The 25,887-nt window shown below is 63.5% G+C and carries 23 protein-coding genes; 8 read left to right on the plus strand and 15 right to left on the minus strand.

Annotation, left to right across the window (positions count from 1 at the left end; translation table 11 throughout):
- Nucleotides 1-2 precede the first annotated feature (2 nt).
- The 8 genes from nrfD (at nucleotide 3) to G542_RS16505 (ending at nucleotide 13,922) form a co-directional block, all read left to right on the plus strand.
- Nucleotides 3-1,106 (plus strand): NrfD/PsrC family molybdoenzyme membrane anchor subunit, encoded by a 1,104-nt coding sequence (gene nrfD, locus G542_RS0109745; protein WP_027823999.1) that lies wholly within the window; start codon nucleotides 3-5, stop codon nucleotides 1,104-1,106.
- Nucleotides 1,103-4,207 carry a tetrathionate reductase subunit A gene (locus G542_RS0109750; RefSeq protein ID WP_051190001.1) on the plus strand — a complete coding sequence of 1,035 codons (3,105 nt, stop codon included), beginning with the start codon at nucleotides 1,103-1,105 and terminating at the stop codon, nucleotides 4,205-4,207. Before nrfD ends, G542_RS0109750 begins: the two co-directional genes overlap by 4 nt.
- 187 nt (nucleotides 4,208-4,394) lie before the next feature.
- Complete coding sequence (locus G542_RS0109755) at nucleotides 4,395-6,167, plus strand: sensor histidine kinase (protein WP_051190002.1); 1,773 nt, start codon at nucleotides 4,395-4,397, stop codon at nucleotides 6,165-6,167.
- A complete protein-coding gene (locus G542_RS16495; RefSeq protein ID WP_034985495.1) occupies nucleotides 6,164-6,817 on the plus strand; it encodes a response regulator transcription factor in 654 nt (217 codons plus the stop codon). The genes G542_RS0109755 and G542_RS16495 overlap by 4 nt, the downstream gene beginning before the upstream one ends.
- Nucleotides 6,818-7,118: 301 nt before the next feature.
- Nucleotides 7,119-10,628 carry a DUF748 domain-containing protein gene (locus G542_RS16500; protein ID WP_012696948.1) on the plus strand — a complete coding sequence of 1,170 codons (3,510 nt, stop codon included), beginning with the start codon at nucleotides 7,119-7,121 and terminating at the stop codon, nucleotides 10,626-10,628.
- Nucleotides 10,629-10,697: 69 nt separating this feature from the next.
- Nucleotides 10,698-11,177, plus strand: a complete 480-nt coding sequence (gene rraA, locus G542_RS0109770) for a ribonuclease E activity regulator RraA (RefSeq protein WP_012696947.1) — start codon at nucleotides 10,698-10,700, stop codon at nucleotides 11,175-11,177.
- 21 nt (nucleotides 11,178-11,198) lie between these two features.
- Nucleotides 11,199-12,119, plus strand: a complete 921-nt coding sequence (locus tag G542_RS0109775; protein ID WP_027824002.1) for a LysR substrate-binding domain-containing protein — start codon at nucleotides 11,199-11,201, stop codon at nucleotides 12,117-12,119.
- A gap of 186 nt (nucleotides 12,120-12,305) precedes the next feature.
- Complete coding sequence (locus G542_RS16505) at nucleotides 12,306-13,922, plus strand: methyl-accepting chemotaxis protein (protein ID WP_027824003.1); 1,617 nt, start codon at nucleotides 12,306-12,308, stop codon at nucleotides 13,920-13,922.
- A 351-nt stretch (nucleotides 13,923-14,273) separates the two neighbouring features.
- Here the strand turns inward: G542_RS16505 and acpS are convergent, their stop codons facing one another.
- The 15 genes from acpS to G542_RS0109855 form a co-directional block, all read right to left on the minus strand.
- A complete protein-coding gene (gene acpS, locus G542_RS0109785; protein ID WP_012696944.1) occupies nucleotides 14,274-14,651 on the minus strand; it encodes a holo-ACP synthase in 378 nt (125 codons plus the stop codon).
- Nucleotides 14,648-15,382, minus strand: a complete 735-nt coding sequence (gene pdxJ / locus G542_RS0109790; protein WP_155826643.1) for a pyridoxine 5'-phosphate synthase — start codon at nucleotides 15,380-15,382, stop codon at nucleotides 14,648-14,650. Before pdxJ ends, acpS begins: the two co-directional genes overlap by 4 nt.
- Before the next feature lie 48 nt (nucleotides 15,383-15,430).
- Nucleotides 15,431-16,159 carry a DNA repair protein RecO gene (recO, locus tag G542_RS0109795; protein WP_027824005.1) on the minus strand — a complete coding sequence of 243 codons (729 nt, stop codon included), beginning with the start codon at nucleotides 16,157-16,159 and terminating at the stop codon, nucleotides 15,431-15,433.
- A gap of 10 nt (nucleotides 16,160-16,169) precedes the next feature.
- The gene (era, locus tag G542_RS0109800) at nucleotides 16,170-17,066 is read right to left on the minus strand and encodes a GTPase Era (RefSeq protein WP_012696941.1); all 897 of its coding nucleotides are present in this window, start codon (nucleotides 17,064-17,066) and stop codon (nucleotides 16,170-16,172) included.
- Complete coding sequence (gene rnc, locus G542_RS0109805) at nucleotides 17,063-17,749, minus strand: ribonuclease III (protein ID WP_051190014.1); 687 nt, start codon at nucleotides 17,747-17,749, stop codon at nucleotides 17,063-17,065. Before rnc ends, era begins: the two co-directional genes overlap by 4 nt.
- A 171-nt stretch (nucleotides 17,750-17,920) precedes the next feature.
- The gene (lepB, locus tag G542_RS0109810) at nucleotides 17,921-18,886 is read right to left on the minus strand and encodes a signal peptidase I (RefSeq protein ID WP_027824007.1); all 966 of its coding nucleotides are present in this window, start codon (nucleotides 18,884-18,886) and stop codon (nucleotides 17,921-17,923) included.
- Between the two features lie 42 nt (nucleotides 18,887-18,928).
- Nucleotides 18,929-20,722, minus strand: coding sequence for a translation elongation factor 4 (gene lepA, locus G542_RS0109815; RefSeq protein ID WP_027824008.1), 1,794 nt, complete (start codon nucleotides 20,720-20,722; stop codon nucleotides 18,929-18,931).
- Nucleotides 20,723-20,784: 62 nt separating this feature from the next.
- A complete protein-coding gene (locus G542_RS0109820) occupies nucleotides 20,785-21,036 on the minus strand; it encodes a glutaredoxin family protein (protein ID WP_027824009.1) in 252 nt (83 codons plus the stop codon).
- On the minus strand, nucleotides 21,033-22,466 hold the full coding sequence (locus G542_RS0109825) for a DegQ family serine endoprotease (RefSeq protein ID WP_027824010.1): 1,434 nt from the start codon (nucleotides 22,464-22,466) through the stop codon (nucleotides 21,033-21,035). Before G542_RS0109825 ends, G542_RS0109820 begins: the two co-directional genes overlap by 4 nt.
- A 47-nt stretch (nucleotides 22,467-22,513) precedes the next feature.
- Nucleotides 22,514-22,969: a SoxR reducing system RseC family protein gene (locus tag G542_RS16510; protein ID WP_012696935.1), complete on the minus strand. Its 456-nt coding sequence runs from the start codon at nucleotides 22,967-22,969 to the stop codon at nucleotides 22,514-22,516.
- Nucleotides 22,970-23,036: 67 nt separating this feature from the next.
- Nucleotides 23,037-23,243, minus strand: coding sequence for a hypothetical protein (locus G542_RS18810; RefSeq protein WP_027824011.1), 207 nt, complete (start codon nucleotides 23,241-23,243; stop codon nucleotides 23,037-23,039).
- A gap of 2 nt (nucleotides 23,244-23,245) precedes the next feature.
- On the minus strand, nucleotides 23,246-23,845 hold the full coding sequence (gene rpoE, locus G542_RS0109840; protein ID WP_012696933.1) for an RNA polymerase sigma factor RpoE: 600 nt from the start codon (nucleotides 23,843-23,845) through the stop codon (nucleotides 23,246-23,248).
- 156 nt (nucleotides 23,846-24,001) lie between these two features.
- The gene (locus G542_RS0109845) at nucleotides 24,002-24,847 is read right to left on the minus strand and encodes an AAA family ATPase (RefSeq protein WP_012696932.1); all 846 of its coding nucleotides are present in this window, start codon (nucleotides 24,845-24,847) and stop codon (nucleotides 24,002-24,004) included.
- Between the two features lie 66 nt (nucleotides 24,848-24,913).
- On the minus strand, nucleotides 24,914-25,330 hold the full coding sequence (locus G542_RS0109850) for a hypothetical protein (RefSeq protein ID WP_012696931.1): 417 nt from the start codon (nucleotides 25,328-25,330) through the stop codon (nucleotides 24,914-24,916).
- Nucleotides 25,308-25,769, minus strand: a complete 462-nt coding sequence (locus G542_RS0109855) for an acyl-CoA thioesterase (protein ID WP_012696930.1) — start codon at nucleotides 25,767-25,769, stop codon at nucleotides 25,308-25,310. Before G542_RS0109855 ends, G542_RS0109850 begins: the two co-directional genes overlap by 23 nt.
- Nucleotides 25,770-25,887: the final 118 nt, after the last annotated feature.

A 25,887-nucleotide genomic window follows, 5' to 3' on the forward strand; every position in this document is an offset into this window, starting at 1 on the left:
ACATGGACACCCAGATTGTCGAAGTCATCAACGTCAGCCGCGCCGTCGCCTGGCTGCCGTGGGCCGTACAGTATTTCTTCCTGATCGGCCTCAGTGTCGGCGCCTGGTTCCTCGCCCTGCCGTGGCTGTGGCGTGGTACGCAGGAAACCCTCGGCCGCCTCTCCCTGCTGGCGTCCCTGGTATGCGGACTGGTAGCACCGGTGGCCTTGCTGGCCGATTTGCACGGCCCCGGGCGCTTTTACCATTTCTACCTCTACCTCCAGCCCCATTCATGGATGGCCTGGGGCTCGGTCTTCATTCCGCTTTATCTGGGCGGACTGATGCTGAGCACCTGGCTTGCGTGGCGTGGCGACTTTGCCCGTCTGGCCGGAACCACCGCCGGCCGGCTTGCCCGCCTCTACCGCCTGCTGGGTCACGGCGGCAGCGCCAGCCGCCGCCAGTTGCGCAGCGTCAGCGTGCTGACCTTCGCCGGCGCCGCACTGGTGGCGCTGTATACCGGCATGGAGGTCATGGTGATCCAGGCGCGTCCGCTGTGGCATACCCCGTTCCTGCCGTTGCAATTCGGCGTCACCGCCGTTGCCGGTGCCATCGGACTGGTCCTGGTGTTCAACCGCTTGCTGGGTGCCAGGGACCACATGCTTGAAGTACGCCTGAACCAGTTGCTTGCCCTCTCCCAGCTGCTGGTACTGGCATTGGGCGCACTGTGGCTGGCCACCGGCCTGCTGGCACTCGACCCGGTGCACGCCGTGGCCCTGCAACAGGTCGCGCAATCGGCCAGCTGGCAGTTCACCGCGGTCTGGGCCACTGCTGCCACCCTGCTGACCCTGCTGATCGCCACCCGCTGGCCGCAAGGCAGCGGCCTCGTGACCGGCCTGCTGGCCCTGCACAGCGCCTGGATGATCCGCTGGACCGTGTTCATCGGCGGCCAGACCGTGCCCAAGACCGGCGCCGGTTTCTACGACTACCAGCTGCCGCTGGGCAACGACGGCCTGCTCGGCATCGTCGGCACGGCCGGGCTGTGGCTGACCCTGCTGATGATCCTGCTCAGCTATTCCCCGTGGGCCGGCACCACCGGCCGTGACCTGACCGCACGGAGCGCATCATGACCGATCGCCGCAATTTCCTTCGCAAGGCCGCCATTGGCGGCGGCCTCACCGCCTTTGCCGCCGGCTTTGCCACCACCGGCGTGCGCATGGCCGAACACGCACTGGGACAGGACGCCCCCAACGACCGCCTGCACGGCAATTCGCTCAAGCCGGAGTTCCGCATCGACCCGGCCAGCGGCCGCCTCGAGCCCGATCCCGGCCAGCAGGTGAGCTACACCGCCTGCCTCGGCTGCACCACCCAGTGCGGCGTGCGCGTGCGTATCGACAAGGCCAGCGGCAAGGTGCTGCGCGTGGCCGGCAACCCGTACAGCCCGCTGTCGACCGACCCGCACCTGCCGATGAAGGCGTCGATCCGCGACAGCTTCATCGCGCTGTCGCGGCAAAACGAAAAAGGCCTCGCCGGGCGCTCGACCGCCTGCGGTCGCGGCAACGCGGTGCTGAGCCAGATGGATTCGCCGTTCCGGGTGCTGACGCCGCTCAAGCGCATCGGCCCGCGCAACAGCGGCCAGTGGCAGCCGATTGCATTCGAACAGCTGGTGAAGGAGCTGACCGAGGGCGGCGACCTGTTTGGCGAAGGCCATGTCGACGGCCTGCGCGCGCTGCGCAGCTTCGAGCCGATCGACCCGGCTGCCCCGCAGCTGGGGCCCCGGGTCAACCAGGTGGCGGTATGGAGCAGCGTCAACGACGGGCGCGAGCCTTTCGCCCGCCGTTTCTGGCAGCAGGCCTACGGCACGCTCAACTTTGTCGGCCACGGCTCGTACTGCGGCGGCGCCTACCGCTCCGGCTCCGGTGCCATGTTCGGCGACCTGAAAGCCATGCCGCACGCCAAGCCTGATTTTGCCCACGCCAAATTCGTCATCTTCGTCGGCACGGCGCCGGGCAATGCCGGCAACCCGTTCAAGCGTCAGGGCACCCTGCTGGCCAAGGCGCGCACCAGCGGCCAGCTGAATTACGTGGTGGTCGACCCGGTGCTGTCCAACGCCGACAACCTGGCCAGCCGCGAACGTGGCAACTGGATTCCGATCCGCCCCGGCACCGACGGCGCACTGGGCATGGCGATGATCCGCTGGATCATCGACGAAAAACGCTACGACGCCGCTTACCTGTCGTACCCGAACAAGGCCGTCGCACTGGCCGGTGGCGAACCCTCGTCGAGCAACGCCACCCATCTGGTGATCCGCCAGCCGGAGCATCCCCGCTTCGGGCGCTTCCTGCGTGCGTCCGACATGGGCTGGATCACGTTCGACAACGAAGAGGAACGCTACGGCGAAACCGACGGTTTCGTGGTCCTGCCCGCCGGGCAGACCGTCCCGGTGGCCCATCATGCAGCCACCGGTGCTGCCGAGCTGGAATACACCGGCCCGCTGGAAGTGGCCGGCAAACCGCTGCTGGTTGCCACCTCGTTTTCCCTGCTGGCTGAATCGGCCAGACGACACGATCTCACGGAGTACAGCGCGGCCTGCGGCATTCCCGAAGCCACCATCGTCGGACTCGCGCGCGAATTCACCTCGCACGGCAAGCGTGCGGCCGTCAACGCGCACGGCGGCATGATGTCCGGCAGCGGTTTTTACAATGCCTTCAGCCTGATGATGCTCAATACGCTGATCGGCAACCTGAACTGGAAAGGCGGCACCCTGCGCAACGGCGGCGGCTTCAAGGAGGACGGCGAAGGCCCGCGCTACAACCTCGCGGCTTTCCCCGGCCAGACCAAACCGGGCGGCACGCCGCTGGGACGCAACGTGCCGTACGAGAAATCAGCCGAATTCGCCCGCAGGAAAGCAGCTGGCGAAAAGCCCTACCCCGCCAGCCTGCCGTGGTATCCCAATGCACCGGGGCTGACCACCCAGTGGCTGCCGGCGGCACTGGCCGGCAACCCCTACCCGCTCAAGGCACTGGTCCTGTGGTCGAGCAACCCGGTGTACGGCGTGACCGGCTTGCGCGCGCAGGTGGAAAAGGAACTGGCCGACCCGAAAAAGCTGCCGCTGATCGTATCGGTCGACCCGTTCATCAATGAATCCAACGCCTTTGCCGACTACATCGTGCCGGACTCGCTGATGTATGAATCATGGGGCTGGACTGTGCCGTGGGGGGCGGTGCCGACCAAGGCCAGCACCGCGCGCTGGCCGGTGGTGGAACCCAGGGCCGACAAGCTGCCGGACGGCCAGGCGATCGGACTGGAAACCCTGTCGATTGCTCTGGCCCAGGCCATGGAACTGCCGGGCTTTGGCGAGGCGGCCATCACCGACACCGACGGCAATACCTACCCGCTCAAGCGACCGGAAGACTGGTACCTGCGCGCCGGCGCCAACGTGGCGTGGCTGGGCAAGGAGCCGGTAGCAGACGCCAGCGACGACGACCTTGCCCTCTCCGGCCTTGCCCGTCTGCAACCCGTGCTTGAAAGCACGCTCAAGCCGGAAGAATGGCGCAAGGTGGCGTTCGTGCTGGCCCGCGGCGGCCGCTACCAGCCGTACAAGGACACCTACGACGAGGAACATCCCGAGTGGGCCACCAACCGCTGGGACAAGCCGATGCAGGTGTACAACGAATCGCTGGGCGCCTCGCGGGACAGCCAGAGCGGCCAGCGCTTTGCCGGGGTGCCGGTGTGGCAGCCACCGCGTTTTGCCGACGGCACGCCGGTACGCCAGCACTACGACGAACAGGCATGGCCGTTGCAGCTGATCAGCTTCAAGTCACCGCTGATGAACAGTTACGCCATTGCCTCGCCGCGCCTGCGCGGCCTGCACCCCAGCAATCCGGTATCGATGCATGCAAACGATGCGGCGAAGCTGGGACTGGGACACGGCGACCGCATCGTCATCGAAACACCGGGAGGCAAACGCGAAGCCACCGTGCTGGTCCGTCACGGCATCATGCCTGGCGTGGTGGCCATCGAGCATGGCTACGGCCACCGCGAACTGGGTGCCCGCGCCCACCGAATCGGCAGCCAGCACCAGCCGGAAGTGGCCGGACTGGATGCCGGGGTCAACCTGAACGACCTTGGCCTGGCTGACCCGACCGTGAACGGCAAATCGGTCTGGGTCGATCCGGTCAGCGGTACCAGCGTGCGCCAGGGCATTCCGGCCCGGATCAGCAAGGCATGACGGCCCGGGTGGCCCGGCATGGCAGATAGGCACTGCCCCGACCGGGCCACCGGCGTTACCATGTTCCCGTTGCATGACAAACATACAGACATCCTTGCATGTGAATTCATCCCGTCCACCACCGGTCCCCCGCCCGCCAGACAGCCGGCAGCATGAGCTGCCCGGCGGGCCGTGCCGGCTGATGGGAATGCCTCGTCCTGCCAGTGCCCTGCTGCTGGTGGCCGGCCTGTGCCTGTCGCTGGCGGCCACCGCCACCGGCATCCGCATCGGCATTCTCGCCCCCACCGGCCGCGAAAGCGCACGCAGCAACTGGGTCGAGCTTGAACACTGGCTGGGCCAGGCATTGCCCGGCGAAGAGCTGCACTTTGCCTATCTGTCACCGGATGAACTCAACGACGCCGTCTCACGGCACCAGCTTGAGTTCGTGCTGACCAATCCCGGCCACTACATCACGCTGGAAACCCGCTACGGTGCCAGCCGCATTGCCACGCTGGAATCCGGCCTGTCGCCACTGGCCGGCGAAGTCATCGGTTCGGCTGTCGTGGTACCGACAGGTTCACCGCTCCGGACGCTGGATGACTTGCGCCAGCACCGGATCGTGGCAGTGGCGCCCGATGCATTCGGCGGTTACCTGATCGCTGCACGCGAACTGCTCAAGCACGGCATCAGTCCCGAACGCGACCTGGCGGCGCGGCAATTCACCGGTTTTCCGGTCCAGAAACTGTTCGCCGCGCTGGATGCCGGTGCTGCCGACGCAGCCATTGTCGGCAGTTGCCAGATGGAGATGCTGCAAGCACAAGGGCTGATCGCAGCGACCGGTTACCGGGTACTGCCGCCAGCCGCGCCCCCGCCGGCCGGCTATCGGTGCCGGGTATCGACTCCCCTCTATCCCGACTGGCCGTTTGCCACCCTGCCCGGCACTGCGCACCCCTTATCACGTCAGGTCACCGTGGCGCTGCTGACCATGCCGCGTGGTGCCGACGGTGCCGGTTTCACCGTGCCGACCGACTATGCTGCCGTGCATGGCCTGTTCCGGGACTTGCAGATCGGTCCTTACGCCTACCTTGCCGAATGGAACTGGCAGGACTGGGCCCGCCGCTACTGGGACTGGCTGCTGGCGGGCCTGGCGCTGCTGGCCGTATGGGTCTTGCATACCATCCGCGCCGACCGGCTGGTCGAACAGCGCACACGGGCACTGCGCCAGGAGATGGCGGCCCGCGCCGCAGCCGAGGATCAGGGCCGCCGCCAGCGCGAACAGCTTGACCACCTTTCGCGCCTTGGCCTGCTGGGAGAAATCTCCAGCCAGCTCGCCCACGAAATCAACCAGCCGCTGACCGCCATCGGCAACTACGCCCGCGGCATGGTCAGGCGGGTGGAAAACGGACGGATGGAAGCCGGCAGCCTGATCGAGGCCGGGCACGAAATCACCGCGCAGACCGAGCGCGCCGCCGCCATTGTCCAGCGCGTGCGCACCTTTGCCCGCAAACGCGTGTCCGAGCGCCAGCCCGTGGCCATTGATGTCCTGGTGGCAGAGACCGTCCGCCTGTTTGCCGTGGCCTGCCCGGGCATTCCGCCGGTCGAAACCGACAACCGCCTGCCGCCCGGTAGCCGCCTGCACGTCGACGGCCTGCAAATCCAGCAGGTGCTGTTCAACCTGCTGAAAAACGCCAGCGATGCCATGGCCGGCCTGCCGGCATCGCAACGCATCATCCGGCTGGAACTGGCGCCCGACGAAGCCGGCCGCATGCGGATTGCCGTGACCGACCGGGGCCCGGCCCTGGAGTCCGGCATACTGTCCCGCATGGGCACTCCGTTTTTCACCAGCAAACCGGACGGGCTGGGCATCGGCCTGTCCATTTCCCAATCCATCATCGAGGCACACGGCGGTCATCTGGACTGGCGGCCACGCCCCGATGGCCCGGGACTGTGCGTCCTGTTCACCCTGCCCCTACTGCCATGACCGATATTGCCAGCGAAACTGCCCTGATCCACCTGGTCGACGACGACGCCGCCATGCGCCGGTCGCTGGTCTATCTGCTTGATTCGGTCGGCTGGCAGGCCGTGGCCCATGAATCGGCCAAAGCGTTCCTTGCAGCCTATCAGCCAGGCAACGTCGCCTGCCTCGTCCTTGACGTGCGCATGCCTGACATGAGCGGACTGGAACTGCAACGGGAGCTGGGCGGCCATGACTGCAACCTGCCGGTCGTGTTCATCACCGGACACGCCGAAGTCGGCATGGCAGTCGATGCCATGAAGGCTGGCGCATTCGATTTCATCGAAAAACCGTTCAGCGACCAGCGTCTCCTGGACGTGATTGCTGCGGCCATCCGTGAAAGCCGCCGCCGCCTGCATGCAGTACAACGGCAGCAGCAGGCCGGCACGCGGCTGGCCCACCTGTCGCAACGGGAGCTGGAGGTCGCCCGCAAAGTGGCGCTCGGCCTGCCCAACAAGGTGGTGGCCCGCGAGCTGGCCATCAGTGAAAAAACCGTGCAGGCGCACCGGCGCAATGTAATGGACAAGGCCGGTGTCAGTTCGGCTGCGGAGCTGACCCGCATGCTGATGATTGCCGACCCGGGATTCGCCGCAGAGCCGGAGACCAGCCAGTCCTGAGCGGCCGCTGCCTCACGCACTGACTCCACAGCCCCGCAGCAGACGACCCGACAAGCCAGGCATGATCTGCCAGGAATGCCGGCAACAGCCGGCCTGTGGCGGCCGCACCGGAAAAACAGTGCAAAGTCCATGATTCGCCGGGAGATTTGGCCACCGTGTCCTCCGCTCCAGAGTCGCACCCCGGCCCGGCAGGCAGCGGAGCCGGCCAATCCTCTGCATAATGTCGGCTACGCTGCCAGCCAACATGCTGAAAGCATTGAGAATAAATCCGCGCAATCCTGATGGTGTGCCAAAGCCAGCCATGAAATTCCCTTCCCGCCTTCGCAAACCCCTTCATGTCGGAGTCGTAACCGCACTGACCCTGGCGGGTCTGGGGGTCGCCGTTTACCTGTCCGGACCCTTGCTGCTGCGCGGGGTGGCGGAAGAACAGCTTTCCGAAGCCCTTGGGCGGCCGGTCAGCATCGGCGGGCTGACGCTCAATGTGTTCACCCTCGGCGTGACGGTCGGCAATGTGCAGATCAGCGAGCCGGACGGCAGTACGCCCTTCGCCCGCCTGGACCGGCTGGAAGTACATTTCAGCCCGCGCTCGCTCCTGGGAGACTGGCGCATTGCCAGCCTGAAGCTGGACACACCGGACATCCGGCTGGTGCGCTTTGCCGATAACCGCTTCAACATCAGCGACCTGATCGAGCGCTTCCAGACACCGTCCGGAGAGCCGGTCCTGTTCGCGCTGGCCAACGCCAGAATCCGCCACGGCCGCATCGTGCTGGACGACCGGCCGCTCAATCACCAGCACACCATCGACCGGCTGCAACTGACCATTCCGTACGTGTCCAATTTCCCGGCTGATCTGGACGTCAGCACCCAGCCCGAATTCAGCGCCAGCATCAACGGAAAAACCGTTTCGCTGGCCGGCAACAGCCATGTCTTCCGTGCTGATCGCCAGACGGTGATGAACCTCTATCTTGACGGCGTGGATCTGGCACCGATGCTTGCCTACCTGCCCGTCAGCCTGCCCGTGAAGATTCCTTCGGTCCGGCTCGACACCCGGTTGCGGATTGCCTACAGCACGCCCCCAAAAAGCATTCCGTCCCTGGATATCAGCGGCGTCGTCGGCCTGCGCCGGCTGGCCTTGCAGAATGCTGACGGCCAGCCGCTGGCCAGCGCCGAGCGCATTGCATTCGACATCGGCAGCTTCCGGCCATTCAGCCGCGAACTCAAGGTCCGCGAAATCAGCATTGCAGCCCCGCGTTTCGACCTGATCCGCGCGGCAGACAACCGCTTCAACTGGCTCAAGCTGGTGCCGCCAGCCCGTCCGGGCAACGAAAAACCGCCCGCCGGCAGCGCGCCGGGCTGGCAGTGGGCCATTGACACCGTCCGCTTGCGCCGGGGCGAACTCTTCATGCGCGATGCGGCCCTGCCCAAGCCCTTTGCCAGCGAGCTCAACGACATTTCGCTGGATCTGGCCCGGCTGGACCAGCGCATGCAGACCCCGGTTTCGGCACGCCTGCGCATCAGCAGTCCCAATGCGGAAAGTGCCACGCTCAGTGCCCAGATCGATCCGGCCGGGCGCACGCTGACCGGCGATTACCAGATCGATGCACTCGACGTGGCGCGCTGGCGTCCTTATCTCGACCCGTTGCTGGCCTCCTACACCAGCCTGCGTCCGGCATCGCTGCGCCTGAGCAGCAGCGGGCAGCTGACCCTTGGTGCCCCGCAGGATGAATTGCGCTATGCCGTACAGGAAGGACAGCTGACGCTGCGCGAGCTGGCACTGGACGAGCCGGGCGGCACGCAGCCGGCCATCCAGGCAGACGTGATCGAAGCCACCGGCATCAGGCTGGACAGCCAGACCCGCCGCCTGTCGCTGGAATCCCTGAGCATCAACCAGCCTGACATCAACCTGCGCCGCCTGCGCCAGCAGGACAACTTCGCCAGCTGGGTCAGGAATCCGCCAGCGCGGGCTGCGGCTGCGCGCAGCAAGAAAACGCCGGACTGGCGCATCCAGGTTGGCCAGGCCCAGGTTGAACAAGGGCAGCTGCACTGGAGCAGCGTGCGTGAACGCCGGCCGGTAAAACTGGACCTAAGCGAGCTGTCCGCCCGCCTGCGCGGCTTTGACAGCGCCCGGCCGGCCGCCATGCCGCTGGACCTGGAAACCCGCATCAACCGTCAGGGACGCGTCAATGCCCGGGGGCAGCTGAACCTGGCGCAAAGCGCGCTCAAGCTGCAACTGAATGCCAGCCGCGTTGACCTTGTGCCGCTGCTGGTGCCGCCGACTTCGCACATCCGCGTCAACATCGCCCGTGCCGGACTGGATGCGCGCGGGGAGCTGGCCGTCGGCTGGCGCGACCCCGGACAGCCCAGCCTGGCTTATCGCGGACAGGCAGCCCTGCGCGACGTGCGCATCCGTGACGAAATCAATACCGGTACCGAACTGGCGCGCTGGAAACAGCTGGGCTTCAACGGCATCGACCTTGACTGGCAGGCCGGCACCCACAAGCTGCATGTCGGCCAGATCGACTGGCAGCAGTTTTTTGTGCAGGCAGTCCTGAACCAGAATGCCCAGCTCAACGTTCGCGAACTGCGCGACGACATGACCGGAGCGTCCGGTACGCCGGCCGATGCCCCGGCGGCACCGACGGTCTTGCCGGCAGCAGCCACCGCTTCTGCGGTGCCGCTGGACCTGAGCATCGGCAACATCCGCCTGCAACAGGGCAGCGTCAACTGGACCGACAATTTTGTCCGGCCGAACCTGAGGGCCAACATCACCGGTCTGGGCGGCGAAATCGGCCGGCTGAGCAGCCAGACCGGCAAAACAGCCGAAGTCGACCTGAAAGGCCGGGTCAACCGCGATGCGCCGCTTGTGATACAGGGCCGCATCAACCCGCTGGTGTCGCCGATGGCGCTGGACCTGACCGCCACGGTAAAAGGCATGGACCTGCCGCCCCTGACTCCCTACGCCGCCAAGTACGCCGGCTACCCGATCACCAAGGGCAAGATGTCGCTCGACATGCACTACAGCGTGGCCGAGCAGCAGCTCAAGGCAGAAAACCGCCTGTTCCTCGACCAGCTGACCTTTGGCGACAAGGTGGACAGCCCGGATGCCACCAGCCTGCCGGTCTTGCTGGCAGTGGACCTGCTGAAAAACCGTGACGGCGTGATCGACGTCAACCTGCCGATCAGCGGTACGCTGACCGATCCGGACTTCAGCGTCGGCGGCATCGTCATGCGGGTCATCGTCAACCTGCTGCAAAAAGCCGTCACCGCACCTTTTGACCTGCTGGCCCACGCCTTTGGCGGCGACACGGCCAGCCTGTCGAGCCTTGACATGGTGAATGTGCAGCCAGGACCGGAGGAACGCGCCAGACTCGACCAGCTGGCAGCCATTCTGGCCGACAAGCCGTCGCTGCGGCTGGAAATCCAGGGGCGAGCCGACCTTGAAGGAGCCCGTCGCGCCCGTCTGGAAGACAAGATCCAGGCCCGCTGGCAGGACCGGGGCGGCGAACCGGACAGCCAGCCGGATGCCGTGGCGCGTGCAGCCATCATCAAGTCCCTGTACGAGGATGGTTCGTTCAAGAAGCCGCGGAACCTGATCGGCATCGCCAAAACCCTGCCGACCGGAGAAATGGAAGCCCTGCTGCTGGCCAACCAGGCCGTCGTGCCGCGCGAAGTACCGCAGATCGCCCATGCACGGGCGCTGGAGGTCAAGCGTTATCTGGAAGACAATGCCGCGCTGGACCCGGCCCGCCTGTTCATCGTGGCAGCCAGCGACAGCACCACGGGCAACGGTGTGGCATTCAGCCTGAAATAGGCCGGCCCGGCGACTGCCGGTACACTCTTGCCCTTGTCATTCACCCAACCTTGTTCAGGGAGTTGCAGCATGGATTTTCTTACCGCGGATTTGTGTGACGAATTCAGTGACCGCCTGCAGATACTGGCCCCCGGCTATGCATCATTCGGCGGCCATGCCCGTTTTGCCGGCCGGATCGCGACGCTGAAGGTATTCGAGGACAATTCCAGAGTGCGTGAAATGCTGTCCGAACCGGGTGAAGGCCGTGTGCTGGTCGTGGATGGAGGTGGTTCGCGCCGCTGCGCCCTCGTGGGCGACCAGCTGGGTGCACTGGCAGTCAGGAACGGCTGGGCCGGCATCGTGGTCTACGGCTGCATCCGCGATTCCGTCGCGCTGGGCCTGCTGCCGCTGGGTGTGCGTGCACTTGCCACCCATCCGCTCAAGTCGGTCAAGAACGGTGTGGGCGAGCGCGAGCTAGCCGTGACGTTTGACGGCGCCACGTTCCGTCCGGGTGACTGGCTGTACGCCGACGAAGACGGCGTGATCACCAGCCCCGATCCCTTGCTGTAATTTGCTGCCGGTCCTGTTGCCATGCGCTTTACCCTCAAGCAGCTGGAGGTGTTCACCTCGATCGCCCGCCACGAAAACGTGTCGCGGGCGGCCGACGAGCTGGCCCTGTCACAATCAGCCGCCAGCGGCGCACTGGCCGAACTTGAACGCCATTACGGGGTGCAGCTCTTCGACCGGGCCGGCAAGCGCCTGCGGCTGAACGATCTCGGCCACGCCCTGCTGCCGCCGGCCATGGAACTGCTGGACCGGGCTCACGAACTGGACGCCCTGCTGCGCCACAACCATATTGTCGGACCACTGGCCATCGGTGCCACCCTGACCATCGGCAACTATCTGGCACCGATCATCGTCAGTGATTACCTGCAAACGCATCCCGGTGCCCGGGTGCGGCTGGAAGTGGCCAACACCTCGGCGATTGTCGAACAGGTGGCACATTTCGGGCTGGACCTCGGGCTGATCGAAGGACATTTCCATCATCCGGACCTGGAGTCACTCCCTTGGGGAGGCGATTCGCTGGAATGCTTCGTTGCTCCCGACCATCCGCTGGCCGGCAGCACCGTACCCACCACGGCCGACATGCTGGCAGCCCAGCCCTGGATTGTCCGCGAACCCGGTTCGGGCACGCGCCAGGCATTCGACCGGGCTTTTGCCTCCCTGGGATTGCGCCCGAACATCCTGCTTGAGCTGGAGCACACCGAAGCCATCAAGCGGGCAGTCGAATCAGGGCTTGGCATCGGCTGCGTGTCGGCACTGGCCCTGCGCGAAGCCTTCAGGCGCGGCAGCCTCGTCAAACTGGAAACCCCGGACCTCTCGTTGCGACGGCAGTTTCATATTGCACTGCACCGGCAGAAGTATCGCAGTGCCGGCCTGACGGCCTTCCTGTCGCTCTGTCAGGCACAACTGGATGCCGGTCTGCTGGTCCGTCCCACAAGGATTCCCTGACTGTCCTCAAAAAGGGCACTGGTTCTGCCGGCGCAATGCATGTGCATGACATTTATCATGGTGCAGTGCCATGGGTATTTGTCATACTCAGGATGTTCGTCACGCCATCCGGCATTGCCTTCGCACCGCGGCAGGCGTGCATGAACCCATGCCTTGTTATGTCCGATTTTCAGGAATCCGCTGTATATGACGATTGCCAAACGACTGGGGCTGCTTGCCACCTTACTGATTTCCGGACTGATCGTGATCGGTCTGGCTGGCTTGTGGGCCATGAATACCATTCACCATCAGCTGGAGGAGGTCACCGCCGACACTTTGCCGAGCTTGGATACCCTCGCCGAAGCAACCGTAGCATTTCACCGCGCCCGTCCGCCATTGTTGAGACATGTTCTGGAAACCAGTCCGGATGCCAAAGCAAAATATGCCGATCGTTTTAAAGAGCGTATTAAAGAAGCTGAAACCAACCTGAATAACTACCAAGCCCAAGGCTTAGTGACTAATTCCCAGGATCAGGGTTATCTCGACAAAGAAAAAGCCCTGCTGCAACGCTATGTCAAATTTGGCGAGCAGTTCATGGCGCTATCAGACCAAGGACAGCAGGCCGAAGCCATCGCCTTGCTTGACCGGGAAAGTGCCCAAATTGACGAACTGGCCATGTCATTCAAGCAGCATATGGCTTATAATCACCAGCTTGCGCAGCAATTCGACAAGACTGCCGAGAACGTCAACAACCAGATCCAGATCGCCCTGATCTGCCTGATTGCGGCTTCGATCATCTTCGGCATCTGGCTGAGTCTGGCCATTTACCGGCAAATCTCCGGCAAGCTCCGGCACCTGTCCGGCACCTGCCAGCAAGTCACCGGACAACTGGACTTTACCTGCCGCGTGCCAGTGCAGGGCAAGGACGAAATCACCACGGTCGGCAATGCGCTGAACAGCCTGCTGGACAAGCTCCAGACAAGCTTCCGCGACATGAGTCACCATGTCGCCACGGTCAACGCCGCAGCCCAGCGCATGGTTGATGCCGCCAATGACCTCTCCACGTCTTCCGGACAACAAAGCGAAGCAGCATCCAGCATGGCCTCCACCATCGAACAGATGACCGTCAGCATCGGACAGGTGGCCGAACGTGCCGGTGATACCAACGAGATTTCCAGTACGACCGGAACACTGGCCCAGCAGGGCATGTCCGTGATCGATGAAACCGTGCGCGACATCCGCAGCATTGCCGAAACCGTGCGCGTGGCGTCGGAGCAGATCGGCGAGCTGGAGCACAAGGGCGAACAGATTGACGCCATCATCTCCATCATCAAGGACCTGGCGGACCAGACCAACCTGCTGGCACTCAATGCCGCCATTGAGGCAGCCCGCGCCGGAGAACAGGGCCGTGGTTTTGCCGTAGTGGCCGACGAGGTGCGCAAGCTGGCCGAGCGCACGACCACCTCCACCCAGGAAATTTCCACCACCATCATGGAAATGCGCGAAGGGACACAGCGGGTGGTAACCGGTATCAGTGCCGCTGTCGAAAAGGTCAACAACGGCGTAGCCCGTGCCGAAGAAGCCAGCCAGGCCATGGCCCGCATCGAATCCGGCTCGCGCCAGTCGGTCAACATGGTCGGCGACATCACCAACGCCATCCAGGAACAAAGCACGGCCAGCAACGCGATTGCCGTCAAGGTGGAAAACATTGCCCGCATGTCGGAAAGCAACAACGCGATCGCGCGCTCTACTGCCGACACGGCAACCGAGCTGTCCCGGGTGGCCGACCAGATCCGTCAGGAAGTCGCCCAGTACCAGGTTTAAGACTGCGGCGCAACGTGCGCCTGATCCGCCAGACCGGCGAATCAGGCGTTTTTTTTTATGAGCCGGCGCAGGTCTGGCCTGGCGAATCAAGTCATCCGCAAGTGCGACATCCAGGTCAGGATACCAATGGAAACAGCTTCCAGACGGGAACCAGGCATTCCCAATCAGTCAGACTGCAGGCAACACGTCTGTCTTCCGGCAACTGGTCAGCAACGGTAACACCCGGCAGAATGCCGCCTCCCTGACAAGGGGACATCGTTCCTGTCATGAAACTGAAAACGCCGGACCGGACAGCAGTTCGGCAACGGACAATCCCGGGTCGGGAAGCTTCACAGCACCCATCCGCCGCAGTCAGCCCTCGAACACCACAAAAGCAAGGCAGTGCGTACGCTCGTCGCTGATGGAAACATGCATGCGCTGCACCCCGCGTGCGGTCAGCCAGTCATGCAGTACGGCAGAGCAGGCAAAGGCCGGCTTGCCCAGTTCATCGTGGGTCACCGCAATGGCGGGCAGCAGCACAGGTGCACGGACTCCGGTACCTGCGGCCTTGGCAAAAGCCTCTTTGGCAGCAAAGCGCTTGGCCAGAAAACGGGCCGGATCAGCCGCCCGGGCAAATTCATCCAGTTCTGCGGCAGCCAGCATGCGTCTGGCTACCCGCTGACCGTGGCGCGCCAGCAGTTGCTCGAAACGCGCCACCTCGGCCAGATCGGTTCCGATACCGACAATCATGCGGCGTTGTGACGCGCCTCGACCATCAGCGCCTTCATTTCCCGTACTGCCGGAGCAAAGCCGACCATCAGCGCATGGGCCACGATGGCATGACCGATGTTGAGCTCGCGGATTTCCCGGATGGCCGCCACCGGCTGTACGTTGTGGTAGCTCAGGCCATGCCCGGCATTCACCACCAGCCCCAGATCGACCCCGACAATGGCCGCATGCCGGATGCGCGTCAGCTCACGCTGCCGGATGTCGTGACTCTCGGCATCGGCATAGCGCCCGGTATGCAGTTCGACCACTGTGGCACCGGTTTCGTGCGACGCCTTGATCTGCTCGTCATCCGGGTCGATGAACAGCGACACCCGGATGCCTTTGGCCCGCAACTGCCGGGTAAAGTCGGCAATCCGGTCAAAGTAGCGGATCACGTCCAGCCCGCCCTCGGTCGTCAGTTCCTCGCGCTTTTCCGGCACGATGCACACGTCCTGAGGCAACACGCGCAGGGCGTTGTCCAGCATTTCATCCGTCAGGGCCATTTCCAGGTTCATGCGCGTCTTGATCGCTGCCCGCATCACGGCCAGGTCATCGTCCTTGATATGACGGCGATCTTCACGCAGATGCAGGGTAATCAGGTCGGCTCCGGCGGTTTCTGCCACCAGCGCGGCTTCGACCGGACTGGGATAACGTGTGCCGCGGGCATTGCGCAGGGTGGCAACGTGGTCGATGTTGACGCCGAGAAGAATCATGATCGTGGGTCCAGCAAAGAAAACGGGGCGATTGTAGACGCGGGCAGCTTAATTGTCAGAAAGTGCCGCCACTTCGTTGAGCAAGGCACGGGAAGCCAGCTCGGTCCCGGCCAGGGCATGGGTCAGCAAGGCGCGATTGAGGAAGCGGGCTTCGCGCAAGACTGCCGCACTGGCCTGGTCGAGCGCCCCATGGTCCAGTGCCAGCAACGTCTGGCCGCTGACCTCGCATCCCCGTTCGGCTCCCGGCCGGGCTCCTTCTCCGGGCACGAAACCATAGACAGCGTCAGCCCGCACCGGCTCGCCGGCCAGATCACGGTCCAGCGTCGGCGCATAGCCGGTGGCTGCCAGCAATTGCAGCTCGAAGCGACGCAATGCCGGTGCGATGGCGACCGAACCACGGGCCAGATGGGCAATCAGCGTGCGGTAGTCGTCAAACAGACCTTCATGCGGATCATCGCGCGCTACCAGTTTCATGATGAGTTCATTGACATAGAACCCGGTCACGAGTGGCGTGCCGGCCAGTTGCGGCAAGCCGCCTTGCCAGTCGATGTCCGAGAGCGTGCGGATGTCGCTCTTGCCGAACCAGCCCACTTCCAGCGGGGAAAACGGCAGCAGCAAGGCGCGGATGCCGGCCCGCGGGCGGCGTGCACCGCGCGCTACCAGCCCTACCCGGCCATGCTCGCGGGTGAACATTTCCACCAGCAGGCTGGTTTCCTTGTAGGGCTGGGCGTGCAGCACGAAAGCCTGCTGGCCCTTGACCTTGCCGGGTTGCGACATGGACCTGCCGTCAGAGCTCGAACTGTTTCAGGAAGCGGACATCGTCTGCCCAGCCACCCTTGACCTTGACCCACACCTTGAGGAACACCTTGCCGTCAAAGAGCTTTTCCATGTCGAGCCGGGCCTCGGTCGAGATGCGCTTGAGCTTTTCGCCATCCTTGCCGATCACGATGGATTTCTGGCCGACCTTGTCGACCAGCACCGTGACATAAATCTTGCGCAGCGCTCCTTCGACCTCGAACAGCTCGGTTTCCACGTTCATGGAATACGGCAGCTCTTCACCCAGGTAGCGGAACAGCTTTTCGCGGACGATTTCGGCAGCCAGGAACTTTTCGTTCTTGTCGGTCACCATGTCTTCCGGATACAGCGGCACGCTCTGCGGCAGGTGCGGCTGCACCAGCTTCAGGAGTTCATCCAGCCGCTGGCCATGCTTGGCGCAGACCGGAATGATGTCGGCGAAGGCAAAAGCCTCACTGACCTTGACCAGGAAACCGGCCATCTCGGCCTTGTCCTTCAGGCGGTCGGACTTGTTGATCACCGCCACCACCGGGCGGTTTTTCGGCAGCAGGTTCAGCACTTCCTGGTCGGCCGGGCCGAGCTTGCCGGCCTCCAGCACCATCAGCACGCAGTCCACATCGGCCAGTGTCTGACGCACGCTCTGGTTGAGCACGTCGTTCAGCGCATTGCGGTGGCGGGTCTGGAAGCCTGGCGTATCAACGAAGATGAACTGGGCATCCTCGCGGGTTTCGATGCCGGTCACCCGGTGACGGGTGGTCTGGGCCTTCTTGGAGGTAATGCTGATCTTCTGGCCGATCAGGTGGTTCATCAGCGTCGACTTGCCGACATTGGGACGGCCGACAATGGCGACAAAGCCGCAACGGTAATCGGCGGGAGTAACGGGCATCATACGGACTTCCTTGGTTTGCCGGTCTTGGCGTCCTGCGCCTCGATGGCTTCAATGGCGCGCTCGGCGGCCAGTTGTTCGGCGGCACGGCGGCTGCTGCCCTCTCCGCAGGTTGCGAGGCCGAGCTGCGGAATGTCGCAGGCCACCTCGAACTGCGACAGGTGTGCGTCACCGCTCTGGTTCAGGATGCGGTACGCCGGCAGCGGCAGGCGCCGGGCCTGGAGCATTTCCTGCAACCGGGTCTTGGCATCCTTGGCCTGACGGTTGAGGTCAATGCCGGCCACCCGGGCGGCGTACAGCCGGCGCACCACGTTTTCGGCAACCGCAAAATCGGCATCCAGGCAGACTGCGGCAAAGATCGCTTCCATGGCATCCGCCAGGATGGACGGGCGGTCATGTCCGCCGCTCTTGCGCTCGCCGTCACCGAGGAACAGGCAGTCGCCCAGCGTCAGTTCACGGGCGATTTCGGCAAGGGTGGCCTGGTTGACGAGATTGGCACGCAGGCGTGACAGCTGCCCTTCGGAAAGCTCCGGGAAAGCATCAAACAGCATGCGCGCAATGGTGTAGTTGAGAATGCCGTCGCCGACAAACTCGAAACGCTCGTTGTTGGGCTGACCGTAACTGCGGTGGGTCAGCGCCTCTTTAAGCAGGGCTGGACTGGTGAAAAGATGACCGATGTGCTGCATCAGCCGGTCGATGGGTTGTGGCGTTCTCACGGACGAGACTCCGGCGCCTGAATCTGTTCAGGCACAATGCTCGGGTACAGCCTTGGCTGCACCCCGAAAAAACAAGCCCCCGCAAACGCGCTCCGCTTGCGGGGCATGAAGCGGCCGGAACCGGCCGCCCTGAAGGTCATTTTACTGGATACGGTGACCGATGCGTCCGAAGTCGCCAAAGTTCATCCATACCATGAAGGCCTTGCCGACCAGCATGTTGTCCGGCACGAAGCCCCAGTAGCGGCTGTCATGGCTGTTGTCGCGGTTGTCACCCATGGCGAAATACTGGCCCTCGGGAACCTTGCACACAAAGCCGTCCGGATCAAAGCTGCAGTTTTCACGGCCGGGGAACTGGGCCACCTGCGACAGGTGCAGGGTCGGAGTCGGCTCGGTACGCAATACGTCATACTGCTTGCTGCCGTTGTTTTCGCGGTAAAGGTCGCTCTTGAGGTAGCCGATCTGGTTTTCGACATAGTCGTAAGTACCGGTCTGCTTGTCCTGCACCGGCTTGCCGTTGACGATCAGCTGCTTGTTGCGGTACTCGACCGTGTCGCCCGGCAGGCCCACGATGCGCTTGATGAAGTTGACCTGCGGATTGGGCGGGAAGTTGAACACCACCACATCGCCCCGTTCCACCTGGCCCACCGGCACCAGCACGTTGTTCACGATCGGGGTGCGGATGCCGTAGGCAAACTTGTTGACGAGGATGAAGTCGCCCACCACCAGCCCCGGCCGCATCGAGGACGAGGGAATCTGGAACGGTTCGGCAAGGAAAGAGCGCAGCAGGAACACCACGAAGATGATCGGGAAAAAGCCGCGCGAATACTCCACCAGCGCCGGTTCCAGCTTGCCGGCAGCTGCCCGCTGGCGGCGCAGCCAGAAGCGGTCGATGCCGGCCACGATGCCCGTCACCACGACGAAGGACAGCAGCACGGCGCTGAAGCTCATGTACTGCGCCAGTATGCCAAAGCCGCCGACCAGCACGCCGATGTAGCCCCACTGCGTCAGCATCGGCGGATCCTTGTCCTCCGGCTGACGTTTGGGGGCAGCCAGGATCATGACGATGCCGGCGGCCAGTACAAAGACGAAAATCCACAAGAGGTTCATGCTGGTTCCTGTCGTACTCCGGCGCCACGGCGCCGGTCGGGATTACTTGTCGCTGACTTGCAGGATGGCAAGGAAGGCTTCCTGCGGAATTTCCACGTTGCCGACCTGCTTCATGCGCCGCTTGCCGGCCTTCTGCTTTTCCAGGAGCTTTTTCTTGCGGGTGATGTCACCGCCGTAGCACTTGGCCAGCACGTTCTTGCGCAGGGCCTTCACCGTTTCGCGGGCAATGATGTTGTTGCCGATGGCGGCCTGCACGGCGATGTCGAACATCTGCCGCGGAATCAGTTCGCGCATCTTGCTCACCAGCTCGCGACCGCGGTAGATGGCATTCTGGCGGTGCACGATCAGCGACAGCGCATCGACCTTTTCGCCGTTCACCATCACGTCGAGCTTGACCAGGTCGGAGGCCTGGAAGCACTTGAATTCGTAGTCGAGCGAAGCATAGCCACGGCTGGTGGATTTCAGCTTGTCAAAGAAGTCCATCACCACTTCGTTCATCGGCAGGTCGTAGGTCAGCATCACCTGCCGGCCCATGTACTGCATGTTGACCTGCACGCCGCGCTTCTGGTTGCACAGCGTCATCACGGCACCGACGTAGTCCTGCGGCACCAGGATGGTGGAAGTGATGATCGGCTCGCGGATTTCCTCGATCTTGGACGGGTCCGGCAGTTTCGAGGGGTTTTCCACCTCGATGACCGTACCATCCTTCAGCAGCAGTTCGTACACCACGGTCGGTGCCGTGGTGATGAGGTCCATGTCGAACTCGCGTTCGAGGCGCTCCTGCACGATTTCGAGGTGCAAGAGGCCGAGGAAGCCGCAGCGGAAACCAAAGCCCAGTGCCTGCGACACTTCCGGCTCGAACTTGAGCGAGGCATCGTTGAGCTGGAGCTTTTCCAGCGCATCACGCAGGTTGTCGTAATCGTGGCTTTCCACCGGGTAGAGACCGGCAAACACCTGCGACTGCACTTCCTTGAAGCCCGGAAGCGCCTCGGCAGCCGGACGGGCTACCTGCGTGATCGTGTCACCGACCTTGGCCGATTTCAGCTCCTTGATGCCGGCGATGATGAAGCCCACCTCGCCTGCCTTCAGCTCGCTGCGCTGCACCGATTTCGGCGTGAACACGCCCACCTGCTCGACCAGGTGCTCGGCACCGGTCGCCATGAACTTGATCTTGTCCTTCGGCTTGACCGCGCCGTCCACCAGACGCACCAGCATCACCACGCCAACGTAGTTGTCGAACCACGAGTCGATGATCAGTGCCTTCAGCGGGGCATCGGCGTCGCCTTTGGGTGCCGGGATTTTCTGCACCACGGTTTCGAGGATGTCCTCGATGCCGATGCCGCTCTTGGCCGAGGCACGTACGGCATCAATGGCTTCGATGCCGATGATGTCCTCGATCTCCTGGCTCACGCGCTCGGGTTCGGCGGCGGGCAGGTCGATCTTGTTCAGGACCGGCACCACCTCCACGCCCAGCTCGATGGCGGTGTAGCAGTTGGCCACGGTCTGCGCTTCCACCCCTTGCGAGGCGTCCACGACCAGCAGCGCGCCCTCGCAGGCGGACAGTGAACGGCTGACTTCGTAGCTGAAGTCGACGTGCCCCGGAGTGTCGATCAGGTTGAGGTGATAGACCTGTCCGTCGCGGGCCTTGTAGCTGAGGGCGGCCGTCTGCGCCTTGATGGTGATGCCGCGCTCTTTCTCGATGTCCATCGAGTCGAGCACTTGTTCGGACATCTCGCGCATTTCCAGGCCGCCGCAGTACTGGATGAAGCGGTCGGCCAGCGTGGATTTGCCGTGGTCGATGTGGGCGATGATCGAGAAGTTGCGAATGTTTTTCATGTGCCAGTCAACAATAAAGAAGGGCGCCCAAGCGCCCTTCCAGTTCTGAGTTCGCGCGGAGTTTACCCGATTTCAGCGAGATACGCAGCGAGCCGCTCCGGAGCAAAGTGCCAGTGGCACACTTCGTGCCCGTCAGGACCGACCAGCACCGGCACCAGCTCGTCAAAGCGGGCGACCAGTACCTCGTCGGCATCCACGTCGACAATCTCCAGCGCCAGCTGCCCTGCGGCCACATAAGGCTTGAGGGCGTCGCGCATGGCATGGCACAGGCTGCAATAATCCCGGTAATACAGGGTGAACTGCGGAGCCATCATTTGGCAACCGGCAACGGCAGGAACAGGGTAGCGTTGCCGCGCATCACCTTCAGCGGCACGAAAGCACCGGCCGGGGTTGCGTCGATGCGGGCCTTGAACTCGCCGAACGACGTCACCGGATCCGTACCGACTCCGACAATGACATCGCCTGGCAGCAGCCCGGCCTGGGTCGCCAGCCCGCTGGTGCGCTGCACCACCAGACCGAACCTGATTCCCAGCCGTTGAAGGAGCTGTGGCGGTGCATCCGCCAGTACCAGCCCTACCGGGGCAATCTGCTGCTGTGCCGGTCGGGCCGGCTGTTTGGGCTGGGCTTCACGCTGGGCCGAGCGGGCGTCGGCCTCCCGCAGTTCGTCCGGCACCACGGTCACCGTCCGGCTGGCCTGGTTGCGCCAGATTTCGATACGGGTGGCCTGACCGGGTTTGACGGCCCCGATCAGCCGCGGCAGGTCGCTGGTTTCCTTGATCGCCTGGCCATTGACGGCCAGCACGATGTCGCCGGCACGAATGCCGGCCTTGTCAGCAGGCCCTCCGGCCTCGACCGAGTTCACCAGCGCCCCGCTGGGCGACTTCAGCCCGAACGAAGCGGCCAGATCCTTGGTCAGGTCCTGGATCTGCACGCCCAGCCGTCCGCGGCTGACGCGGCCGTTCTGCTTGAGCTGGTCCGCCACCTGCATCGCCACGTCAATCGGAATGGCAAAGCTGATGCCCATGAAACCGCCGGAGCGGCTGTAAATCTGCGAATTGATGCCGACGACCTTGCCGTCCATGTCGAAAAGCGGGCCACCGGAGTTGCCCGGATTGACGGCAACATCGGTCTGGATGAACGGTACGTAGTTCTCGTCCGGCAATTGCCGGCCCTTGGCCGACACGATTCCGGAGGTGACCGTGTTGTCAAAACCGAACGGCGAACCGATGGCCAGCACCCACTCCCCTACACGCAGGGTATTCGGGTTGCCCAGCTCCACGGCAGGCAGGTTGTGCGCATCGATCTTCAGCAGGGCCACGTCGGTACGGCCGTCGGCGCCGATCAGGCGTGCTTTGTATTCGCGCTTGTCGTTGAGCTTGACGGTGATTTCATCGCCTCGCGCCACCACATGGGCGTTGGTCAGGATGTAACCGTCCGGCGAAATGATGAAACCCGATCCGAGCGACACGGCTTCTTCACGTTGCTGCTGCGGCGGGGCGAAACGGCGGAAAAACTCAAAGAACGGGTCACCCGGCGCCAGGTCCGGCAAGGGACTGGCCGCCGTGGTGCGGGCATTCTGCCTGGCGGAAATGTTGACGACCGCCCGGCCTTCCTTGTCGACCAGCTGGGCAAAATTGGGCAGCCCCGGCGGCTGCGATGCAGCCAGCGCGGACGGGCTGGCCGACAGGGCAAGGCTCAGGGCAAGCGAGCTGGCAATGAAGGTCTGTTTTAACGTGAACGACATGGCTTCTCCGTCGGCTTGCCGGCATTCGGCCGGCAGGTTGTCTGGGTTCAGGTCCGGTTGCGGCACCCGCTGCGCGGACTGCCTACCCGGATGATGGCAGGTTCAAAATCACTGCGATGGGTATAGTTTGCGGTCATGCGGCGCAAGATCAAGAGCATGACAGCAAAAGCCGTGCCTCCCAGCAGTACCGAAGCCGGCTCGCTCCAGTACGCGCCCAGGACAGCACCGGCAAACAGCGCCAGTACCGGCAGCAGGTACATCGCCAGCGCGCTTTTCAGCAGCACCTGTTCGTGAACCGCCACGATGACCCAGTCGCCGGCAGCCGCGCCGACCGGATTCGCCACGCGGTAACGCTGCTGGCCGGTAGCAAACAGACGGGAAATGGCGACGGACTTGCAGCCGCCTCCGCCTTCGCACAAGGCACAACTGCCGTGCGGCCGGGTTTCAACCCAGGCGTGGCTCTCTCCGTCCAGTGACAGGACTCGGGCTTCGGTTTCGATCATGGCCAACCCGCAGGGAATGCATCCCGCAACAACAAGGCCGCCATTATCGGCAAGCGCCGCCCGGACGTCACGCAAGGCGCGACGAATCCTCCTCCGGCCGGGAACCGGATGGTGCGCCCCCCTGGCGCAAGGCCTGACCGATGATCTGCCATGTGTCCCACGACCGGGCCAGCCCGGGCAAGTCACCATCGCGACAACCGAGCCGGCAGGCCTCGTCCACCGGCAACTCCTCGTCCATCCACGCAGACAGCCGCATGGCGGCCTGGCATTCCATTGCTACCACCGCTTGTTCTCCGGTGTATCGAGCAAGGGGCGCAATTCTGCCGCAATGGCTTCGCGCGCGCGAAATATCCGTGAGCGGACCGTTCCGATCGGGCAATTCATGCGGCGGGCGATCTCCTCGTATGACAGGCCTTCGAGTTCGCGCAGCGCAATCGCCTGGCGCAGGTCATCCTGAAGGGCATCCATGGCCCGGTTGACCGCCTCGATGATTTCACGCGACAGCAGCTCGGTTTCCGGCGTGTCATCGTCAGGGCGCTCCTGCACATTCCGGCCGTTTTCTTCATCCCCGGTTTCCAGCTCGGTCATCAGGAGCGGACGGTGCCGTTCTTCACCCAGCTGGTTTCTGGCGGTGTTGATGCCGATGCGGTACAGCCAGGTATAAAACGCACTGTCGCCACGAAACTGCGGCAAGGCCCTGAATGCCTTGATGAAAGTTTCCTGCAGGACGTCTTCTGCCATGCCGGGGTCGCGCACGATGCGCGCCAGCAGCCGTGCCAGCTTGCGCCGGTACTTGATCACCAGGAGATCGAATGCCCGTGCATCGCCTGCGCGGGCGCGCTCCACCAGCAACAGGTCAACTTCCCGATCGTTCATGCCCATGCCACCTCCGGCCTGCACAACATGGCTGCTGTACAAGCTGAGTGTAGCGATCCCGTCCGCCCTCCCCTTGCCGTGCGATGGGCGGAAAGCAGCAACGGTATCGTTGCTGCCTGCTCAATGGACAACCGGCAGAAGAAAAGGTTCTGGCGTTCAGCGCCGCACCATGGCCAGTACACGGGCCACGAGGCCGAGGTCCTGCTCGTTTTTCAGCAAGGCACCGGCAAACGGCGGCAATTCTCCCTGGCGCGCACTGACAGACAGGGTTTCGGGCGCAATGCCGGCCGCATCCAGCAGGCGCATCCAGTCCAGAAGCTCGGAGGTGGACGGTTTCTTGCGCAGGCCAGGCGCTTCGCGCAGGCCGAGGAACACTTCCAGCGCTTCGGCCAGCAGGGTTTCACGCAGGTCCGGATAGTGTGCATTGACAATCTGCGCCAGCGTTGCCCGGTCGGGGAAGCGGATGTAGTGGAAAAAGCAGCGCCGCAAGAAGGCGTCCGGCAGTTCTTTTTCGTTGTTGGACGTAATGATGATGATTGGCCGCTGCCGTGCCTTGACCAGGGTTTTGGTCTCGTGCACGAAAAACTCCATCTGGTCGAGTTCACGCAAGAGGTCGTTGGGAAACTCGATGTCGGCCTTGTCGATTTCATCGATCAGCAGCACGGGAGCCGTAGCGGCCTCGAAGGCTTCCCACAGGCGTCCGCGCACGATGTAGGACCCGATGTCACTGGCGCGCGGTTCGCCGAGCTGGGCATCGCGCAGACGGGACACCGCATCGTATTCATACAGGCCGTGCTGGGCCTTGGTGGTGGATTTCACCGGCCAGACGATCAGTTCGCGGCCAAGGGCCTGCGCAACTTCCTCGGCCAGGCGGGTCTTGCCGGTTCCCGGCTCACCCTTGATCAGCAGAGGCCGCTCCAGCGTAATGGCGGCATTGACTGCGGTCAGCAGGTCTTCGTCGGCGATGTAATCACGGGTGCCGGTAAAACGGGGTTGGGACATGACGACAGCTCGCAAAAAGACCCGCGGACGGCAGGCCGGCGGGTCGGAAAAACCGGGGAAGAACGATCAGGGGCGGACGAACTCGGACTCGATGTCGGCCAGTGTCAGCCCCCAGCAGGCCAGCATGTGCTTGAGCAGGGCCATTTCACCCTCCTGGATCTGCTGGTCAGCCTTGCACAGGTCCAGAGCCAGGGCGCTGATCACGATGCGTTTTTTGCGGTCGGTCACGTTTGCAAACAGCCGCTCGGCCCGCTCGCGGTCAATCAGGCGGATATGGCCGCTCTCGTCGGCTTCGTCACTGATATTGTCGCAATAGGTCTTGAAGACCTCGATAAATGCCTTGCGTGTCAGCCCGAGCAGGGGATACACCCGCAAACGGTCGAATGCGTCCAGTTCGTCATCGTAGGCATCTCCGTTGCCAAGCAGGAACATCGACAGGATGCTGGCTGCGGCCTCCGGGCTATTGGGCAGATAGGTTTTCATCGGTTTGGATTCCGGCAGAGGCAAAGCGGTGGGCAAACCCTTCGGGCACGCGTGCCACCTTGCGGGCCGCGTAATCGAAAAAGACGATGCCGGTCTTGACGCGGGCTATTTCCCGTCCGTCCGATACGCGGATCAATTGATAGAGAAAATCGCAGCCGGACCGGTTGAGGTCGGCCACGGCAACATGGATGTCAAGTTCATTGCCATGAAAGGCTTCGGCTCGGTACATTACGGCCGCATCGGCCATGATGATGCCCCGCCCTTCGACGTCCAGCTCGCTGGCATTGAAGGTCGCCAGAAAACGTATGCGCGCTTCCTGCGCCAGCCGGAGCACGGCATCGTTTCCCAGATGACCACCATAGTTGATGTCGCCGATGGCGACGGTCACGCGAGTGGTGAAATCCCGGTGGCCGGGAAGTTCTATAGTCAGGCGAGGCATAGGCAAACCAGCCGGGTCGAATTGCGGCGCAGTGTATTCATTCATCTGCGCTAAATCAACCTGACCCAGTGTTACGTGTGGTTACACTGGGTCCGAATCCACAGATACACGAGGAGAA

This window comes from Laribacter hongkongensis DSM 14985 (assembly GCF_000423285.1).
Classification (GTDB): domain Bacteria; phylum Pseudomonadota; class Gammaproteobacteria; order Burkholderiales; family Aquaspirillaceae; genus Laribacter; species Laribacter hongkongensis.

Excerpts from the sequence above, each read along its gene's own strand:
- nrfD (WP_027823999.1), top strand. The coding sequence starts at position 3 with ATGGACACCCAGATTGTCGAAGTCATCAACGTCAGCCGCGCCGTCGCC.
- G542_RS0109750 (WP_051190001.1), top strand. The coding sequence starts at position 1,103 with ATGACCGATCGCCGCAATTTCCTTCGCAAGGCCGCCATTGGCGGCGGC.
- G542_RS0109755 (WP_051190002.1), top strand. The coding sequence starts at position 4,395 with ATGCCTCGTCCTGCCAGTGCCCTGCTGCTGGTGGCCGGCCTGTGCCTG.
- G542_RS16495 (WP_034985495.1), top strand. The coding sequence starts at position 6,164 with ATGACCGATATTGCCAGCGAAACTGCCCTGATCCACCTGGTCGACGAC.
- G542_RS16500 (WP_012696948.1), top strand. The coding sequence starts at position 7,119 with ATGAAATTCCCTTCCCGCCTTCGCAAACCCCTTCATGTCGGAGTCGTA.
- rraA (WP_012696947.1), top strand. The coding sequence starts at position 10,698 with ATGGATTTTCTTACCGCGGATTTGTGTGACGAATTCAGTGACCGCCTG.
- G542_RS0109775 (WP_027824002.1), top strand. The coding sequence starts at position 11,199 with ATGCGCTTTACCCTCAAGCAGCTGGAGGTGTTCACCTCGATCGCCCGC.
- G542_RS16505 (WP_027824003.1), top strand. The coding sequence starts at position 12,306 with ATGACGATTGCCAAACGACTGGGGCTGCTTGCCACCTTACTGATTTCC.
- acpS (WP_012696944.1), bottom strand. The coding sequence starts at position 14,651 with ATGATTGTCGGTATCGGAACCGATCTGGCCGAGGTGGCGCGTTTCGAG.
- pdxJ (WP_155826643.1), bottom strand. The coding sequence starts at position 15,382 with ATGATTCTTCTCGGCGTCAACATCGACCACGTTGCCACCCTGCGCAAT.
- recO (WP_027824005.1), bottom strand. The coding sequence starts at position 16,159 with ATGTCGCAACCCGGCAAGGTCAAGGGCCAGCAGGCTTTCGTGCTGCAC.
- era (WP_012696941.1), bottom strand. The coding sequence starts at position 17,066 with ATGATGCCCGTTACTCCCGCCGATTACCGTTGCGGCTTTGTCGCCATT.
- rnc (WP_051190014.1), bottom strand. The coding sequence starts at position 17,749 with ATGCAGCACATCGGTCATCTTTTCACCAGTCCAGCCCTGCTTAAAGAG.
- lepB (WP_027824007.1), bottom strand. The coding sequence starts at position 18,886 with ATGAACCTCTTGTGGATTTTCGTCTTTGTACTGGCCGCCGGCATCGTC.
- lepA (WP_027824008.1), bottom strand. The coding sequence starts at position 20,722 with ATGAAAAACATTCGCAACTTCTCGATCATCGCCCACATCGACCACGGC.
- G542_RS0109820 (WP_027824009.1), bottom strand. The coding sequence starts at position 21,036 with ATGATGGCTCCGCAGTTCACCCTGTATTACCGGGATTATTGCAGCCTG.
- G542_RS0109825 (WP_027824010.1), bottom strand. The coding sequence starts at position 22,466 with ATGTCGTTCACGTTAAAACAGACCTTCATTGCCAGCTCGCTTGCCCTG.
- G542_RS16510 (WP_012696935.1), bottom strand. The coding sequence starts at position 22,969 with ATGATCGAAACCGAAGCCCGAGTCCTGTCACTGGACGGAGAGAGCCAC.
- G542_RS18810 (WP_027824011.1), bottom strand. The coding sequence starts at position 23,243 with ATGGAATGCCAGGCCGCCATGCGGCTGTCTGCGTGGATGGACGAGGAG.
- rpoE (WP_012696933.1), bottom strand. The coding sequence starts at position 23,845 with ATGAACGATCGGGAAGTTGACCTGTTGCTGGTGGAGCGCGCCCGCGCA.
- G542_RS0109845 (WP_012696932.1), bottom strand. The coding sequence starts at position 24,847 with ATGTCCCAACCCCGTTTTACCGGCACCCGTGATTACATCGCCGACGAA.
- G542_RS0109850 (WP_012696931.1), bottom strand. The coding sequence starts at position 25,330 with ATGAAAACCTATCTGCCCAATAGCCCGGAGGCCGCAGCCAGCATCCTG.
- G542_RS0109855 (WP_012696930.1), bottom strand. The coding sequence starts at position 25,769 with ATGCCTCGCCTGACTATAGAACTTCCCGGCCACCGGGATTTCACCACT.